The sequence below is a fragment of the Flavobacterium sp. genome, from assembly GCF_036759525.1.
Classification (GTDB): Bacteria; Bacteroidota; Bacteroidia; order Flavobacteriales; family Flavobacteriaceae; genus Flavobacterium.
On the sequence record NZ_DAIOUN010000023.1, the window covers coordinates 1 to 17,036 of the forward strand.

The following is a 17,036-nucleotide window of genomic DNA, read 5'->3' on the forward strand; positions in this document are numbered from 1 at the left end:
CGTTCTGCTTTTAGCCTCGGTCGTTCTGCTTTTGGCCTTGGTCGTTCTGCTTTTGGCCTCGGTCGCTCAGCATTAGGCCTTGGTCGCTCAGCTTTTGGCCTCGGTCTTCCAAACCCCACAAAACCCCAAGCTCCCAACTCCAAACGCCCATCACTAAAATCCATACTTCAAAAAAAATACATCCAAAAAAAACCAAACCCCAATTCCCCTCGTATATACCATACCAAAAATAAAACACCCAAACATGAAACACCGTTACCCATCAAGCCGCCAAGCGGTCAAAAGAGTAGGGCTATGCCTCATTCTTATCGCCAATTTTCTGGGAGCTCAAGCCCAATTCACCCTCACTAGCCAGGATCTACCGCAAGAAGTATCCCTCCACGAGCACGCCCAAATTGCCAATCTCGAAAACCAAAACGTTTCTATCAATCAAATACTCCAAGACCCCAATAGGGCTTTCACACCCCTCACACAACCCAACACCGATCTCGGTTTTACCGCCGCTCACTACTGGATACGCTTTGCCATACACAACACCACCGCCAAACAGCAAATCTATTACCTCGAGGCTTGCCGCCCCATCGTAGATTTCGCAACCCTATACACCACCCAAGACCAAACCGTGCTGCAAGTCCAAAAATCCGGAGACGCCATTCCCTACGAAGCCAAGAGTTTCAAAAGCCGCAAAACCATTTTCAAAATCACCCTGCAGCCCCAACAGCAATACACCTATTACCTCCACCTCAAAAGCGATGGCGAAGTCATAAACGCCGGCATCACCCTGCGTTCTATAGATAATCTCCTCACCACTACATCCCTCGAGCAAATGATTTTTGGCATCTTCTACGGCATCCTCGTCATAGCCGCCATCATTTACCTCTTCTTTTTCTTCGCCATGAAAGAACGCAGCTTTTTATACTACAGTCTATACGTAACCTTCATCGGCATGCTGCAATTTGCCCTAGACGGCCTGTTCTACCAGCTCATCACGCCCCAAGCGGGTTGGCTTTCGCTCAATTCCGTAATCCTTTCCGCCTGCTTGGCCAATTTCTTTTTAGGCAGATACGCCCAAGTCTTCCTCAAAATAAAACAATACAACACCACCATAAACAACCTCTTTTATGTCGTGTTCGCACTAGATTTCATCCTTTTTGCCTCCCTGTTCATATACCCTGCTGCCCTGCAATTTTCCTACCCCATTGCCAATGCTCTGGGACTGTGCCTACTCATGCTCATTATCGCCTCCATCGTGTCCATTTACCGCCAAACCCACCGCATAGACGGCTTCTTCGCTACAGGTATTTTCTTCCTCATCGCAGGATTTGTTGTGTTTATTCTAAAGAATTTTAGCGTCCTACCGGTAAATTTCTACACAGAAAACGGCTCCAAACTCGGCACCGGAGTCGAAGTCATTTTCCTTTCGCTTTCCATGGCCAATTTAATCCGAAAACTCCGCGACGATAGAGAAAACCTCCAACGCATTGCCCTCCAAAAGTCAGAAGAAATGAACGAAATGAAATCCTATTTCCTTTCCAATATCAGCCACGAACTCCGCACACCCCTCAACGCCATTCTCAATCTCTCCAAAGAAATGAGCACCACCGCCCAAGACGAAACCATTCAAAAAAACAGCCAAATCATCAAAGAATCGTCCTATGCTTTGCTCAGCTCCGTAAACGATATCCTCGATTTTTCCAAAATAGAAAAGGGCGAAATCAAACTCGATTCCGAAAAATTTAACATCAAAGAAGTACTGCAGCACCTCACAGCCAATGCAGCCCAAAACGCCAAAAACAAAGGCCTCGGTTTCAATACCATCCTGCCCGAAAATATGCCCCAGTGGGTCTTAGGCGATAAAATGAGGCTTACGCAAATGGTAAACAATATTCTAAACAATGCTCTAAAGTTCACCACACACGGTTTTATCAATTGCACCGTTACAGCCACCCAAAACCCCGATAAAACCCTCCAATTTCAAATCGCCATTGCCGATACCGGAGTAGGAATCCCCAAAGAAAAAATGGATTCCATCTTCGAATCCTTTACCCAAGAAACCACCAACAACAAAAGAAAGTTTGGCGGTCTCGGTCTGGGCCTCTACATCGTAAAAACCCTAACCGATTTGCACCACGGAAGCATAGACCTGCAAAGCATCCCCAATCAAGGCACCGTATGCAAGCTCACCCTCAACTATACAGAAGTAGAAGTTCAGGAAACCAAAATAGAAGAACCCGTTACCCTCAACTACGACCTCAAAGGAACCAGAATCCTTGTGGTAGAAGACAACGCCATGAACCAAATGGTACTCAAAATGATCACCAAAAAATGGGACAATACCACCGTTTCCTTTGCCAATAATGGGCAAGAAGGCCTCAATAAGCTCAAAGAACAACCCTTCGATATCATCCTCATGGATTTACAAATGCCCGTAATGGATGGCTACGAAGCCACAACCGCCATTCGCAGCGGAGCCGCAGGTTTGGCCCTCAAAAACATCCCCATCATCGCCCTTACCGCCGATGTCATGGAAACCACCAAAGACCGCGTCTTCCAGCTCGGGATGAACAAGTACATGACCAAGCCCGTCGATAAAGACCTCCTGTTTACCAATATATACGAGTTAACCGTTCAGGCTAAAGACCAAATCCTGGCCGTAAACCCCTAAAAACAAATCGTAAAATGGCCCTACAATAAGATGAAAATAAAAATCAACTAGACCCTTAGGAATCAATCGCATATTTTTTATGAAACCAAAGAAGAAATACGTACTTTTGACGCGTTTTTTCACGGAATATTATTTATATATATCGAAACCATGGTAAAAGATTTATTCGAAAGAATCCAAAACAACAAAGGTCCATTAGGAAAATGGGCATCTCAAGCCGAAGGATACTACGTTTTCCCAAAATTAGAAGGCGAGTTAGGTCCAAGAATGACTTTTCACGGAAAACAAATTTTAAACTGGAGTATAAACGACTACTTAGGGTTGGCCAATCACCCCGAAGTACGTAAAGCCGATACCGATGCAGCTATTCAATACGGGGCTGCCTATCCTATGGGAGCTCGTATGATGAGCGGTCACACCGATATTCATGAACAATTAGAACAAGAACTCGCTGCTTTTGTTCACAAAGAAGCCGCATACTTGCTCAACTTTGGTTACCAAGGAATCATGTCTACCATAGATGCATTGGTTACCAAAAACGATATAATTGTATACGATGTAGATGCCCACGCCTGCATCATTGATGGCGTTCGTTTGCACATGGGGAAACGTTTTACCTACAAGCACAACGATTTAGAAAGCATGGAAAAAAACCTCCAAAGAGCTACCAAAATGGCCGAAGAAACCGGCGGAGGAATCCTCTTCATCACCGAAGGTGTTTTTGGTATGCGAGGCCAGCAAGGTAAATTAAAAGAAATTGTAGCTCTCAAAGAGAAATACAACTTCCGCTTGCTCGTAGACGATGCCCACGGCTTTGGTACCCTAGGTAAAACCGGAGCAGGTGCCGGCGAAGAGCAAGGCTGCCAAGACGGAATAGATGTCTATTTCTCTACTTTTGCCAAGTCTATGGCCAGCATCGGAGCTTTTATCGCCGCAGATAAAGACATCATTGATTATTTAAAATACAATTTGCGTTCGCAAATGTTTGCCAAAGCCCTCCCAATGATTCAAACCGTGGGTGCTTTAAAACGTTTGGAGCTACTTCGCAATCACCCCGAACTAAAAGATAAACTTTGGGAAAATGTAAACGCCCTTCAAAACGGTTTAAAGGAAAGAGGTTTCAATATTGGCGATACCAATACCTGTGTAACCCCCGTTTATTTAGAAGGTTCCATCCCCGAAGCTATGGTTATGGTAAACGATTTGCGTGAAAACTATGGTATTTTCCTTTCTATAGTAGTATATCCCGTGATTCCAAAAGGAATTATCTTATTACGTATGATTCCAACCGCTTCTCACACCCTCGAAGACATAAACGAGACCCTAAAAGCCTTTGAGGCCATCAGAGAGAAATTGGTTAACGGAACCTATAAAAAAATTGCCGAAACCAGTGTAGAAAATGTTTCCTAACGAAACGTTTGAAATAGAAATAGTAAAAGCCAACGTTAGGTTGGCTTTTTTAATTTAGGAAGTTAACTTCTTGAGAAAAGTTTTTCTCCGGCGAGTTACTTTGGGACTAAAGTTTTTCCAAAGATTTTGTATGGCCAAATTGTCTACCAGCTCCGGAGTTCGTATGCACTTCTGAATATTTTTTTCCTTAAATACCGTATAGTATTCCTTGAAAAGTAAAGCTGTAACGCCTTTGTTTTGATACTCGGGTTCAATACCAATTAAGTAAAAAAGTACATCTTTACTTTGTTTTTTAGCTCGAAGCAAATGATAAAACCCAAACGGAAACAGTTTTCCTTTAGTCTTTTGCAAAGCCTGAGAGAAAGAAGGCATCACAATCCCAAAGGCAATGAGTTTTCCGTGGGCATCTACCACAAACTTTATGTATTCCGGATTAATAAAACTAATGTATTTCTTTTTAAAATAGGCCTTTTGCCTTTCGTTCAATGCCACAAAAGAAGCCAATTTGGCATAACTCGTATTAAACAAATCAAACATTTCATCTACATAAGGCATAAGATCTTTCGTCTTAGTAAAAGACAAAGATTTCAGTTGGTAGCGTTGTGAAATTAACGTGGCAGCTTTCTCAAACAGCTCCGGATTTACATTGGTAAAAGAAAATTCGCTTTCGATGTATTCTTTTTCAGTTACAAAACCCAGTTTTTCCAGATGGCTGGCATAGTAAGGATAATTATACCAGGTAATCATAGAACCAATAAAGTCGAAACCTTCTGTAATTACGCCCACTTTATCCAAATTCGAAAAACCCATTGGGCCTTCTACATGGTCTAATTGGTTCTTTTTACCCAATTCATAAACCTTTTTTAATAAAGCCTCGGTTACCTCCACGTCATCTATCACATCCCACCATCCAAACCGAACCTTTCGTTTATTTTGATGGTTTACTTCTTCCCAATTGATAATCGCAGCCATTCTCCCTACCAGTTCATTCTGTTTATAGGCAAGATAAAAATAGGCTTCCGCCTGATCAAAAACCGGATTTATTTGGGGATTAAAACTATCCAATTCTTCTTGAATAAGAGGAGGTACCCAGTGCGGGTTATGAGCATACAATTGAAATGGAAATTTAACAAAAGAAAGCATTTCTTTTGGGGTAGTGGCTTGAACAACAGTTATCATGAATTATCCTTCTATTTGATCTAAACGTTTTTTAGATTTTGTTTTTTTATTTCCGGCTCTTTTACCACCACTTTCTTCTTTTTCAATTTTAACGGGTTGGTATTTTTTATCAAATCGCCAAGAAACACCCACACCGCCATAAAGTATGTCTGGGGTGTCTTTGTAGTTTTTACTAATTGAAGCATCTATTTGGAAATTAGGTTGAAACAAATAGGCGGCTCCAACTCTAAAGATACCATCAGAATAATAATCGCCGTCTATTCCCTGATTTTCAATAAACCCGGACCATTTCTCGTTAAATCCACGTGTTAAGGTTAAAATATACCCCAAAGATTTATAGTCGGTAGTAAATTTGTCATAAAAAATATTAGTAACCAATACCCAATGACCTCCAAAATGATTTTGAGCAATTACCATTATTTTGGGGCTAAAGGAAGGTTCGTCCGGAAAAGCATAATCGGTGTTGGCAAAGCCAAAATTGGCTCCGGCATAAACAGAAACCGCCGGTATAAATTGACGCCATTTAAACTTATTATTAGCCTTCCAGCTATATAAATTGGGTTTCTCTTCATAATTTTTAAAAGGATCGTATATAAGATATTTTGCCCCAATGGTTGTGGTTCGAAATCCACTGCGTTGATCTTCAATCAAAGGAGAATAGTACTGATCGTATTGAAATTTAAAATTGGCTACTATTTCCAACTCTTCTTTCCATACGCCATATCGGGCATCAAAATCAATTCCGAAACCATTGTAGTTGTATCGCAATAAGTTATGATCTTCACGAATACCATAAATACCGCTTTCCAATTGAAATACCGATTTTCCTACCGAAAAAGCAGACATAGACAGTCCGGGTCTGTTTGAATTGATAACATCTGTGTATTGAGCTACACACCATTGACTACTCAAAAGAAGAACAAAGAACAAGGTGGAGATGATTTTTTTCATATTTGAAAGTTTATAAAAATCAAAAATAAGATTTTTATTAGTATTTTAAGACGGTATTTTTATTTTTAAAGTCCGTTATTCTTATTTTTACCAAAAATTGTAACCCATGCAAACAGCTTCTGTTCCCGGTTTGATAAGAACACTACTCATAATAATTGGTATTTATTACGCATTTAAAATCTTAGCCCGATTTTTAATGCCCATTTTGTTGCGAAAGATGGTTCAAAAAGCAGAACAAAACTTTAAACAACAAGCCGAACAATATGCTCAAAACCAAGCAAAATCCAATTCTTCATCAACCTCAAATGCAACTCCAAAACCCAAAAAACAAGTAGGTGAGTACATAGATTATGAAGAAGTAGAATAGTTCGTTTTCCTTTACTATATTTACAGTTGACTATTAAAAATTTACAATGAAGTATTTTCAAAGATTTCTTCCCCATCTTTTAGCTCTATTAGGCTTTGTTCTTTTGTCTCTGGCCTATTTTTATCCGGTTTTACAAGGCAAACAAATTTCGCAATCCGATATTGTACAATATACGGGTATGGCCAAAGAACAAAACGATTTTAGACAACAAACCGGTGAAGAACCCTATTGGACTAATAGTGCTTTTGGAGGAATGCCCACTTATCAATTGGGTGCAAAATATCCGCACAATTACATCAAATCGGTAGATAGTTTGTTACGCTTTTTACCCAGACCTGCAGATTATCTATTTCTCTATTTTTTAGGTTTCTATATTCTTTTATGTGTTTTGAAGATCGACCCTCTCAAAGCTTTTTTTGGAGCTTTAGCTTTTGGGTTTTCTACCTATTTGATTGTTATTCTGGGTGTAGGACACAATGCAAAAGCTCATGCCATTGCCTATATGCCCATGGTTGTAGCCGGTGTTTTATTGGTTTTTCAAAAACGTTTTATAGTTGGGGGCTTACTCACAATGGTTGCTGCAGCTCTCGAAATTCAAGCCAATCACTTTCAAATGACTTACTATTTGTTGCTGCTTTTGATAGTGATTGCTGTTTATTACATCTATGCGTTAGCCAAAGCTAAGGAGTTTAAAAACATAGCCAAAGCAATGGGTGTATTTGCAGTTGCCGGAATATTAGCATTAGGTGCCAACGCTTCAAATTTATGGGCTACTGCAGAATATACGGAGTTTAGTACCCGCGGTAAAAATGAGTTAACTTTAGGACTTGATGGCGAAAAAATAGAGACCAAGTCGGGGATGTCCTACGAATACATTACCGAGTACAGTTATGGAATTTTCGAAAGTTTCAATCTAATAGCTCCTCGACTTTTTGGAGGCGGAAATGCAGAGAAGTTAGATGAAAAAAGCAACTTGTATGATTTCTTCATAGGATTAGGTGCTCCCGAAAACGATGCTTTAGAATATGCTAACAATGCACCAACTTATTGGGGAGATCAACCCATTGTTGCGGCACCGGCCTACATAGGTGCGGTAGTTTTCTTTTGGTTTGTTTTGGGAATGTTTACAGAGAAAAGAAAGTTAAAATATGCTTTCCTAGCCGGAGCAGTATTATCGTTACTGCTTTCTTGGGGAAAAAACTTTCCACTACTTACCGACTTTTTCATTTCTTATTTTCCGTTGTATAACAAATTTAGAGCCGTTTCATCCATTCAGGTAATTTTAGAAATGTGTATTCCTGTTATAGCCATATTGGGTTTGCATTCCTTTTTTAAATTAGACAAAGACGAACAGTGGAAAGCCTTGTGGAAATCGGCTTCGGTTGCCTTGGGTATTTTGGCTTTACTTTTTGTAAGTAAAAGTGCCTTTAATTTTGCAGGAGGCAGCGATGCATATTTCAGACAGGCTTATGGAGAGATAGGTCAACCTTTTATTGACGCTTTAAAAGAAGACCGCAAAGCTATGTATTCCTCAGATTTATTGCGTTCTATGGGTTTGATAGCCTTAGTTTTTGCTATTTTTTGGTTGTTCATAAAAGAGCGAATGTCACAAGTAATGGCTTTGGTATTGGCAGGTTCTGTAATGGTTCTAGATTTAATTGTTATTGATAAAAATTATGTAAACGCACAAGATTTTGTTAGTGCCAGAGAAGTAATGGAACCTTTTCAACCTACACCGGCAGACCTGAAAATCTTGCAAGATACCGATCCGAATTTTAGGGTTTATGAGCCAAGTCAGGGTATGGCCAGTGGAAGGACTTCGTATTTTCATAAATCTATTGGGGGATACAGTGCTGTAAAGCCTCAGCGAATGCAGCAATTGTATGATTACCAAATTTCTCAAAATAACATTCAGGTTTTAAATATGCTTAATGTGAAGTATGTTATCCAAACCACTGACGAAGGACAACCTATACCATTGCAAAATCCAAATGCGAACGGTAATGCTTGGTTTGTCAATGAAATTAAAGCAGTAAATTCTGCGGATGCCGAAATGCAAGCTTTGGATAGTTTGAATACCAAAACTACTGCGGTTTTAAATCGTAAAGATTTTATTTCTCAAGCTAAAGAATTGGAAAACAAAAAATTTCAAACCGACAGTTTAAGTTCTATTAAGTTAATTTCATACGAACCCAATTATCTTAAATATATTTCTGAAAATTCACAAAATGGAGTGGGAGTTTTTTCAGAGATTTATTACCCAAAAGGGTGGAAGGTAACCATTGACGGTCAGGAAGTAGAAATGTTTCGTGTAAATTTTGTGTTAAGGGCATTACAAATACCGGCCGGAAAACATACTATAGAGTTTACATTTGAACCGGAAGTGGTTCAAAAAGGAAGTTCAATTGCTTTATTCAGTTCGATGGGTATGCTTTTATTAATCTTGGGTGGCTTGTATAACGAACGTAAAAAAGGGATAACAACCCATTAGATCTTTACATTTTGGAAACTTTACCAACAACTAGAAAAAAAATTCTCATTGTTACTTACTATTGGCCTCCAGCCGGTGGTCCTGGTGTGCAACGTTGGTTAAAGTTTGTAAAATATCTGCCTGATTTTGGTTTTGAACCTCATGTTTATATTCCGGAAAATCCAACCTATCCCATTCTGGATGAGCATTGGGTTGATGAGGTTTCCAACAAAGCCGTGATTGTAAAAAACAAAATACGAGAGCCTTACCGATTAGCTTCATTTTTATCCAGAACAACAACACAAAAAATTAGTTCCGGAATTATTCCGAAAGTTAAAAAGCAATCGTTTTTACAAAAATTGATGCTATGGATACGGGGCAATATTTTTATTCCCGATGCCCGGGTTTTATGGGTTAAACCTTCGGTTCATTTTCTAAAAGATTATCTGAAAGAACAGGGTATAGAAACTGTAATAACTACAGGTCCTCCTCATAGTATGCATCTCATTGGGCTGCATTTAAAACAAGAATATAATGTACAATGGATAGCCGATTTTCGTGACCCTTGGACTACAATTGGTTACCATAAAGAATTGCGTTTAACTAAAAAATCGGCTCAAAAGCATAAAGATTTAGAAAAAAAAGTTCTCCAAACCGCCGATTTGATTGTAGTAACCAGTCCAACCACCCAAAAGGAATTTGCTCAAATAACGTCTCAACCCATTTCGGTAATTACAAATGGTTATGATGTTGAAAAGGTTACCCCATTTGCTTTGGACGAAAAATTTTCATTGGCACATATAGGTTCTTTTTTATCGGACAGAAACCCTAGAATATTGTGGAAAGCCCTTAAGGAGTTAATTAAAGAAGAACCCGGTTTTGCATCGGATTTTCAATTAAAACTCATAGGTAAAGTGAGTCAGGAAGTTTTAGACACTATTGCCGAATTTAAATTAAGCCCATACGTTCTTAATCTGGGTTATTTGCCTCACAGTGAGGCTGTTTTACATCAAAAAACTTCGCAAGTTTTACTTTTAATTGAGATTAATTCTGAGGAAACCCAATGCATTATTCCCGGAAAGTTATTTGAATATATGGTGTCAGGGCGACCTATTGTGGCTATCGGACCCACAGAATCAGATTTTGAATCCATATTAAATGAAACCAATACCGGTCATTTTTTTACTTATGAGTCCAAAGAGGCTTTGAAACACCAAATTCTGGTTCATTATCGGGATTATAAGAACCAAAATTTAAAAGTTTATCCGGTAGGTTTGCAACAATACAGCCGGAAGAGTTTAACCCAACAATTGGCATCGCACATACTTTAATTCTTAACCAATTTACATTCAAATGGGAATCGTAGTCAATCAATCCATTAAAAACACTATCATCACCTTTATAGGTTTTGGAATTGGAGCGATTAACACCCTTTTTATGTACACCCATTTTTTGGGAGAAGATTATTACGGATTAACGGCATTTCTACTTTCAACCGCAAATATACTTATGCCTTTGATGGCTTTTGGTATCCAAAACACCTTAATTCGTTATTATGCCGAACACCAAACGGAGGACGAAAAATCTCGTTTTCTAAATTTAATGTTGGTATTGCCTTTAGCGGTTGCAATTCCCCTTTTCGCATTTCTATTTATGGCCTATACGCCATTGGCAACATTGGTATCGAGGGAAAACCCCATAATTTTTGATTACGTAGGTTTGATACCACTCATCGCTTTATTCATGGGGTATTTTGAGATATTCTATGCGTGGGTCAAGGTGCATTTGAAATCGGTTTTTGGGAATTTTATTAAAGAAGTTTTGTTACGAATTTTTATAACGGTTTTTTTAGGAGCTGTTTATTGGGGTTGGATAACCAAAGTACAATTTGTTTACAGTTTGGTTGGAATCTATTTTTGTATGATGTGTATTATGGGTTGGGTAGCTTTTAAGGTACGGAAACCACAATTTCATATGAAGTTTCCAAAAGAGAAGAAAGAAATTATTACATATTCTGGTTTTATCATATTTTCATCCGGAATTGCGGTATTACTTCTGGATATTGATAAATTTATGATAGGGCAATATGTGCCCATCAAAGAAGCCGCATACTATTCGGTTGCGTTGTTTATAGCACTCACTATATCGGTTCCTATGCGAGCGATGCATCAAATTACGCATCCCATTACTACCGATTTGATGGCTAGAGGAAAACAGGCAGAATTGAACGAATTGTATAAAAAAACCGCTCTTACGTTACAAATTGTTGGAGGTTATATTTTGGTTGGGATTCTAACCAATATCCACCAAGTTTACACTTTACTCCCTGAAAAATACAGCGGTGGAATCACTGTGGTTTTTCTCATCGCATTTTCCAAGTTTTTTGATTTGATGTTGGGAAACAACAACTCTATTATTTTCAATTCCAAATACTACAAAATTATTCTTTTATTGGGGCTGGCTTTGGTAGTAGTAACGGTTGGTTTAAACATGTTTTTTATTCCGCTTTACGGAATAGAAGGTGCAGCTTTTGCCACTTTAATTTCTATTGCATTATATAGCTTGGCAAAATTGTTTTTTGTAGTTTTTAAAATGCATTTGTTTCCGTTTACTTTAAAAACAATTGCTTCACTTGGAATCATTGCTCTGAGTTTGGGGTTGTTTTATTTTTGGGATTTTTCTTTTCATCCCATTCTCAATATTTTATTAAAATCAATTTTAATTACTTTGTTTTATTGGGGACTCAATTATAAATTACAAATCTCCTCGGATTTGAATCAAATGATTACCCGTTTTTCAAATCGAATTACTCATTCAAAAGGAGAGTAAATTTTGAATTAAAACAGAGAATTGTCTAGATACTAATTTCAGGTTTTAGTAACAATTATACTTGAAATCATTGCTTTAACTTCAGATTTTAAAATAAAAAAAACGACTCCAATTGAAGTCGTTTTTATGATGAAAAAGTATTTTTTATTTTTTGATAAAACGCGTGGTTTGCATTCCTTCAACGGTTAAGAAGTATACTCCATTAGCTAAAGGTGCTACACGAATACCTTGAGAATTTAAGTTTCCTTTTAAAACTACTTTACCGTTTAGGTCGGTAATTTGATAAGAATTTTCAGTGGTGCTATTTGGTAATTCTACAAATAACATTTCGCTGGTTGGATTCGGGTATAAGGTAAGTAGAGGCGTACTTGGATTGTTCAAACTTAGAGGTTGTTCTAAATAGTATTTTGCCATTACTTGGTCGTAATCTTGAAATACATCGTCAAACAAGATACCGCTTACTACCAATTTCCCATCGGTTGTTGCAACGGCTGTAACCGCTTGAGCACTGTAACCTAAATCGGTAATCACAACACCGGAATCTCCAAAAGTAGGGTCCAACAATCCATTACCTTCGTATCGGGCTAAGACAAATCGTCCTTCGTCATTTACCAAAGTAGTACCTATAACCGTAATTTTTTGGTTTGAAGAGTTGTAATACAATTGAGATGAGAAATCGCTACCGTTGATGTACGTTGAAGTATAACCTCCAAAACCGAAATTGGTATCTAGAGTTCCATTAGCATTCAATCGGTACATGATAAAGTTATCATCCATACTTTCAAATGTGCTCAAAATTTTTCCGTCGTTCTGAACCAATAAAGCACCATTAAAATAAAAATCTACTTCACGATTGGTTAAGTATTTTCCATTTCCATTGAAGGTAGGATCTAATAAACCAACCGAATTGAATTTAAGAATAACCGCTTGCAAGCTGGAAGCAAAATTCTCTTGCGAGAATCCTAAAGCTACTATTTTTCCATCACTAAGCACTTTGATATCAATAATCTTTTCATAAACATTAGCCAAACCTACAAGACTTATACCATTGGTTCCAAAACTTGTATCTATAGTTCCATTGGCATTCAAACGAATCAATAAATAATCAATAATGTTATTGACAATGTTTCCACCACCTAAAACGATTTTACCGTCATTTTGGATTTGAATAGAATTGATTTCAGGTATAAAATTAATATCATCTTCCAGGTAGGTAATTCCTTGTGTGCCAAAAGTACTGTCTAAATTTCCGCTGGGTGTAATACGCAAAATTAATCCACTAGACAAAGTGGTATATCCGGCAAGAATTATATTATTATTGCTGTCAATGCCCATTCCGTCAAACTCGGTGAAGTAAAAGCCTAGGCCTAATTTTCCATTTGTTCCATAGGTTGCATCAGGAGAGCCATCTTCGTTAAAACGATGTAAAGCATAGAAATACAAGTTGTTTACAAATATTTTAGTTAAAAGAACGACTTTGTTATCCGATTGAACAACCGATTTTTTTACTTCTTCATAAGTAGGGTAAGATAATGTATGTTGAATAGAACCACCATTTCCAAATGTTGCATCAAAAGCAAGAGGATTTAAATTGAATTTGGCAAAAACCATGCTGTTATCCAATCGAGAAGTTTCGGTATTTCCGGCTACCAAAAGTTGGTTGTTTACCACTGATACACTGGCTGCTACATCATTAAGATTATTAAAATTTAACAAAACACCATAACTTCCATTGTTAAATGTGGTATCCAAATCTCCATTGGAATTGTATCGAATTATTAAGATATCTTCATTTTGTGAATTAGGATTCAAATAGGTATCTATTTGAATAATTTTTCCGTCTGCTTGTAATGCGATACCTCCGGGTCTTCCCAATTGAGCCGGCAAACCTGCCGCTTGAAAACCATCTCCACTGAAAGTTGTATCAAAAGAACCGTTTGTATTAAAACGAATCATAAAAATGGCATTTCCATTGGAAAAATAATTTCCTCCCATTAGAATTTTACCATCGGATTGCAATTGCATATCTGTAACTCGAATTGCAGTTGTATTGGTTATAGAAAATGAACGTTTTCCGGTACTGTTAAATGTAGTGTCTAAGGCTCCTGTTGTACTGTAACGAGCTATAAACGCATTGGGACTTGAACCGTTATAAAAATATCCCGATACCAATAGTTTTCCATCAGTTTGTAAGCTCAAAGAAACCGGATTATCATTTGTACTAAAATTGTCGTTCACGTTTAAGGATGAATCCAAAATACCATTACTATTCAAACGAAACAAACGGTATTTGTTGGCACCTGATACCTGAGACGTAGTTAAACCCACAATTTTTGAATCCGACTGAATTTCTAAATCCAAAACAGAATGAGTTGTAAAAGAATTAGGGTCTGGATTCGTGTTGTAATAAGTACCATCATAAGCAAAACCGGTATCTAATGTTCCGTTTGCTAAATAGCGAGCAACAGCAAAATCGTTTGCATAGGTGCTTCCTACTAAAATTTTACCATCGTTTTGAATTTTTACAACTTGAATACCACCCAAGAAAGGATGAACCACTTTGCCTTGTATTCCAAAAGAGGTATCTACAGACCCATTGGCCAATAGACGGGTTATAAAACCTCTGGGTTCGTTACCCGTAGCAACTTCTCCCACAACAATAGTTTTACCATCCGATAAAACAACATGACTTTTAACGTTAAAAGTGGCGTCCCACATATTGGTTTTTACAATACCATTGGTTCCAAAAGAAGTATCTAAATCACCGGCTTGTTGAGCAGAGGTAACAAAGAAACTAAGGAAAGCTAAGACAAAGAAGTAATTTTTAGTCATTTAGTTATAGTTATTTAAAAATTTGACCAAAAGTAATGTTTTTCTCTAATATTCAATGTTTTGTTTTGTTTTTTTATTAGAAAAAAGGAGGCAACTAGTATAGTAACAGAATAAAATTTCTGGATTCTAAGCAAAACCAATATATGACTCCTTATTCAAGGTAAACTTTTCCGTCCTGATTGGCATAGCAAATAAATTGGCCTTGTTCGTCAAATAGTCCAACAAGATGAAAATCGGGACGTCCATAGGCATAAAAGGTAATCATGGGGAATAAAGAAAAATGCCCTTTGGATTGAGATGATCCATAAACTTGGAAAGAATAAGAAGTGTTTTGTTTTAAAATATAGCCACCGGCATGAATACCTTTAAAATCGGCAAAAAAGAAATCGTCGTAAATTGTGGGTAAAACCACTTTATTTTCATACGAGTCGTACAACCCTTTTTTACTGTTTTCAAATGTAATTTTATAGTATTTGGGGTCCAATTTTTTATTTTCTACAATTAATTTCATAGGGCGATACGTTTGATAATCTTTTTTCAAACGGATTTGTTTCGATTGAATTTCTCTTTCTTCAACTCGGGGTTTGGGTTGTTTATCTGAATCCCAGTTTGGTACGGCAACATTTCCATCTAAAAATAAATCGTCAGACTTTTTATTTATTTCATAAGTTCCTTCATAGGTTTTTACATACGACTTTCCTTTTATTCCAATTTTCAATTCTTTTCCCTTGTTTTGAGCATCTACATATTTAACATGAAGTTCTTGGGTTCTATAAAGCATTCCTAAATCTTCAAATTCAATATCTCGGGCCTTATCTATCCAAGTGGAAGTGATGATTTGTTTTTTGAGGTCGTATTGTACTATAGAATAGGTTTTGTCTCTGTGAACCAAATACAAAAGCACTTGTGCGATTTCGTTTTTGGGATCCAATTCGTCAAATGTATTGGCATGCGAAAAACCCTCAGGACTTATTCGTTTTCCTTTTAAAGTGTAGAGATGAATTTCTTCGGGTTTTAAAGAATAATATCCCGAACCCCGACCGCCAACTTCCATCACCGCAAAAACAATATCTCGTGTGTTATAATAACCAAAATAAGGTTGATTTTCCAAAACTATTTTATCTTTTACAACCAATGAAGTTCGATAACTTTTTGAATCCATGTAGGTAAAACAGGTAAAAAATTCTGGAGTATAGTTTAATTCGATATAATCAAATTGAGGGGTAACAACGATTTTTCCATCCTCGGTTGCTATTCCAAATTTATCTTTAATTTTATAGGGTACATAGAGCGATGTTGGTTTTAAAGTAACTTTCTTTTGAGCCATACACGCTTGGAAATATAAACTAGCTCCAAATACAAACAATAAAATCCATGTGTTTTTTTTCATTGGGGTACAATTGTAAAAGGCTAAAAGTAAGCAAATAATTGATTTTTTGTTGAGAAGTAAATAGGAATACTTTTTTTATCAATTAAATTTTAGATTTAAAACGAGTGTAGTTTATTTTTTTATTTTGATTTATACTTTTATTGCTACTTTAATATTCTTTAAATCAAGGGCTTAAATATCATTAACAAATTGTTCACAACCCTATTTGGGTTTTTGGCACAACAATTGAATTTCCATTAACATCAAAAGAAATAACAGCTCTTTTGAAAGTGAAAGCCGAAAAACTAAAGAGTAGGCACAAAAGATTAAATTGTTGTATCATGAAAAAAATTACCTACATCGTAGCTTTCCATTTAGCCTTTGCAAGTGGAGCGTTTGCCACTCAAATAGTGGATCTTTCAGAAAGAGAAAGAAATCGTGGAGCTGTAGCTTTCATAGATGCCGAGCCTATTGTATTTATGGAGCGTGGAATTGAATTTTATGTGTTTCTTACTGGTGATTTCGATTTCAATACTCGTCCACAAGACAGTCACGGAGGGTTTTTTTACCGAAAATCCGCAACCTCTAGAGGCAATCAATTTAACAGTGCCAATTATGGAGTACGAATTGAACACGACAGTTTTGGTCGCGTAAGAAGAGTAGGAAATACTTTTGTAAACTATGATAGATTAAACCGAGTGAGTAGAATTGGAAGTGTATATATGAGTTACAATCATTTTGGCTTAACACGAGTTGGAGGTCTTAGAATTGTATACACAAACAGAGGAGCCATTGCTCAAATAGTGGGTAGTGTATTCGGACATAGAGGAAACGGTGGATTTACCGGAACCTATTACGGAAGTTCAGATTATGTTTACCAAGAGCCTTACAACGCGAACAGTTATTACTATTACAGAGCCGATGGCACACGTGCTGAAATAAAAAATTAAAACCTATAAAAGTT

The 17,036-nt window shown here is 37.2% G+C and carries 11 protein-coding genes; 7 read left to right on the plus strand and 4 right to left on the minus strand.

Going from position 1 to position 17,036, the window contains the following annotated elements:
• The first annotated feature begins 244 nt into the window (after positions 1-244).
• Positions 245-2,665, plus strand: coding sequence for a 7TM diverse intracellular signaling domain-containing protein (locus V7M80_RS11985; protein ID WP_333696447.1), 2,421 nt, complete (start codon positions 245-247; stop codon positions 2,663-2,665).
• 150 nt (positions 2,666-2,815) lie between these two features.
• Positions 2,816-4,075: an aminotransferase class I/II-fold pyridoxal phosphate-dependent enzyme gene (locus tag V7M80_RS11990; protein WP_333696449.1), complete on the plus strand. Its 1,260-nt coding sequence runs from the start codon at positions 2,816-2,818 to the stop codon at positions 4,073-4,075.
• Positions 4,076-4,129: 54 nt separating this feature from the next.
• Here the strand turns inward: V7M80_RS11990 and V7M80_RS11995 are convergent, their stop codons facing one another.
• Complete coding sequence (locus V7M80_RS11995; protein WP_333696451.1) at positions 4,130-5,254, minus strand: GTP cyclohydrolase; 1,125 nt, start codon at positions 5,252-5,254, stop codon at positions 4,130-4,132.
• 3 nt (positions 5,255-5,257) lie between these two features.
• A complete protein-coding gene (locus V7M80_RS12000; RefSeq protein WP_333696452.1) occupies positions 5,258-6,205 on the minus strand; it encodes a transporter in 948 nt (315 codons plus the stop codon).
• 106 nt (positions 6,206-6,311) lie between these two features.
• On the opposite strand from V7M80_RS12000, the gene V7M80_RS12005 reads away from it, so the two are divergent.
• The 4 genes from V7M80_RS12005 to V7M80_RS12020 are packed head-to-tail and all read left to right on the plus strand — an operon-like array spanning position 6,312 to position 11,871.
• Positions 6,312-6,572 carry a DUF4834 domain-containing protein gene (locus tag V7M80_RS12005; RefSeq protein WP_333696453.1) on the plus strand — a complete coding sequence of 87 codons (261 nt, stop codon included), beginning with the start codon at positions 6,312-6,314 and terminating at the stop codon, positions 6,570-6,572.
• Positions 6,573-6,618: 46 nt separating this feature from the next.
• Entirely contained in the window at positions 6,619-9,063 is a 2,445-nt protein-coding gene (locus V7M80_RS12010) for a YfhO family protein (protein WP_333696455.1), read from the plus strand.
• 11 nt (positions 9,064-9,074) lie between these two features.
• Positions 9,075-10,373 (plus strand): glycosyltransferase family 4 protein, encoded by a 1,299-nt coding sequence (locus V7M80_RS12015; protein ID WP_333696457.1) that lies wholly within the window; start codon positions 9,075-9,077, stop codon positions 10,371-10,373.
• 22 nt (positions 10,374-10,395) lie between these two features.
• Complete coding sequence (locus V7M80_RS12020) at positions 10,396-11,871, plus strand: lipopolysaccharide biosynthesis protein (RefSeq protein WP_333696459.1); 1,476 nt, start codon at positions 10,396-10,398, stop codon at positions 11,869-11,871.
• Between the two features lie 144 nt (positions 11,872-12,015).
• Here V7M80_RS12020 and V7M80_RS12025 read toward each other — a convergent pair whose 3' ends face one another.
• On the minus strand, positions 12,016-14,703 hold the full coding sequence (locus tag V7M80_RS12025; protein WP_333696462.1) for a T9SS type A sorting domain-containing protein: 2,688 nt from the start codon (positions 14,701-14,703) through the stop codon (positions 12,016-12,018).
• A 151-nt stretch (positions 14,704-14,854) separates the two neighbouring features.
• Positions 14,855-16,093, minus strand: coding sequence for a hypothetical protein (locus tag V7M80_RS12030; protein ID WP_333696464.1), 1,239 nt, complete (start codon positions 16,091-16,093; stop codon positions 14,855-14,857).
• A gap of 320 nt (positions 16,094-16,413) precedes the next feature.
• Between V7M80_RS12030 and V7M80_RS12035 the strand changes: the two genes are divergently transcribed.
• Positions 16,414-17,022 carry a hypothetical protein gene (locus tag V7M80_RS12035; RefSeq protein ID WP_333696466.1) on the plus strand — a complete coding sequence of 203 codons (609 nt, stop codon included), beginning with the start codon at positions 16,414-16,416 and terminating at the stop codon, positions 17,020-17,022.
• Positions 17,023-17,036 lie beyond the last annotated feature (14 nt).

Bases quoted from the DNA above. Each gene is read 5' to 3' on its own strand.
- V7M80_RS11985 (WP_333696447.1), top strand. From the start codon at position 245: ATGAAACACCGTTACCCATCAAGCCGCCAAGCGGTCAAAAGAGTAGGG.
- V7M80_RS11990 (WP_333696449.1), top strand. From the start codon at position 2,816: ATGGTAAAAGATTTATTCGAAAGAATCCAAAACAACAAAGGTCCATTA.
- V7M80_RS11995 (WP_333696451.1), bottom strand. From the start codon at position 5,254: ATGATAACTGTTGTTCAAGCCACTACCCCAAAAGAAATGCTTTCTTTT.
- V7M80_RS12000 (WP_333696452.1), bottom strand. From the start codon at position 6,205: ATGAAAAAAATCATCTCCACCTTGTTCTTTGTTCTTCTTTTGAGTAGT.
- V7M80_RS12005 (WP_333696453.1), top strand. From the start codon at position 6,312: ATGCAAACAGCTTCTGTTCCCGGTTTGATAAGAACACTACTCATAATA.
- V7M80_RS12010 (WP_333696455.1), top strand. From the start codon at position 6,619: ATGAAGTATTTTCAAAGATTTCTTCCCCATCTTTTAGCTCTATTAGGC.
- V7M80_RS12020 (WP_333696459.1), top strand. From the start codon at position 10,396: ATGGGAATCGTAGTCAATCAATCCATTAAAAACACTATCATCACCTTT.
- V7M80_RS12025 (WP_333696462.1), bottom strand. From the start codon at position 14,703: ATGACTAAAAATTACTTCTTTGTCTTAGCTTTCCTTAGTTTCTTTGTT.
- V7M80_RS12030 (WP_333696464.1), bottom strand. From the start codon at position 16,093: ATGAAAAAAAACACATGGATTTTATTGTTTGTATTTGGAGCTAGTTTA.
- V7M80_RS12035 (WP_333696466.1), top strand. From the start codon at position 16,414: ATGAAAAAAATTACCTACATCGTAGCTTTCCATTTAGCCTTTGCAAGT.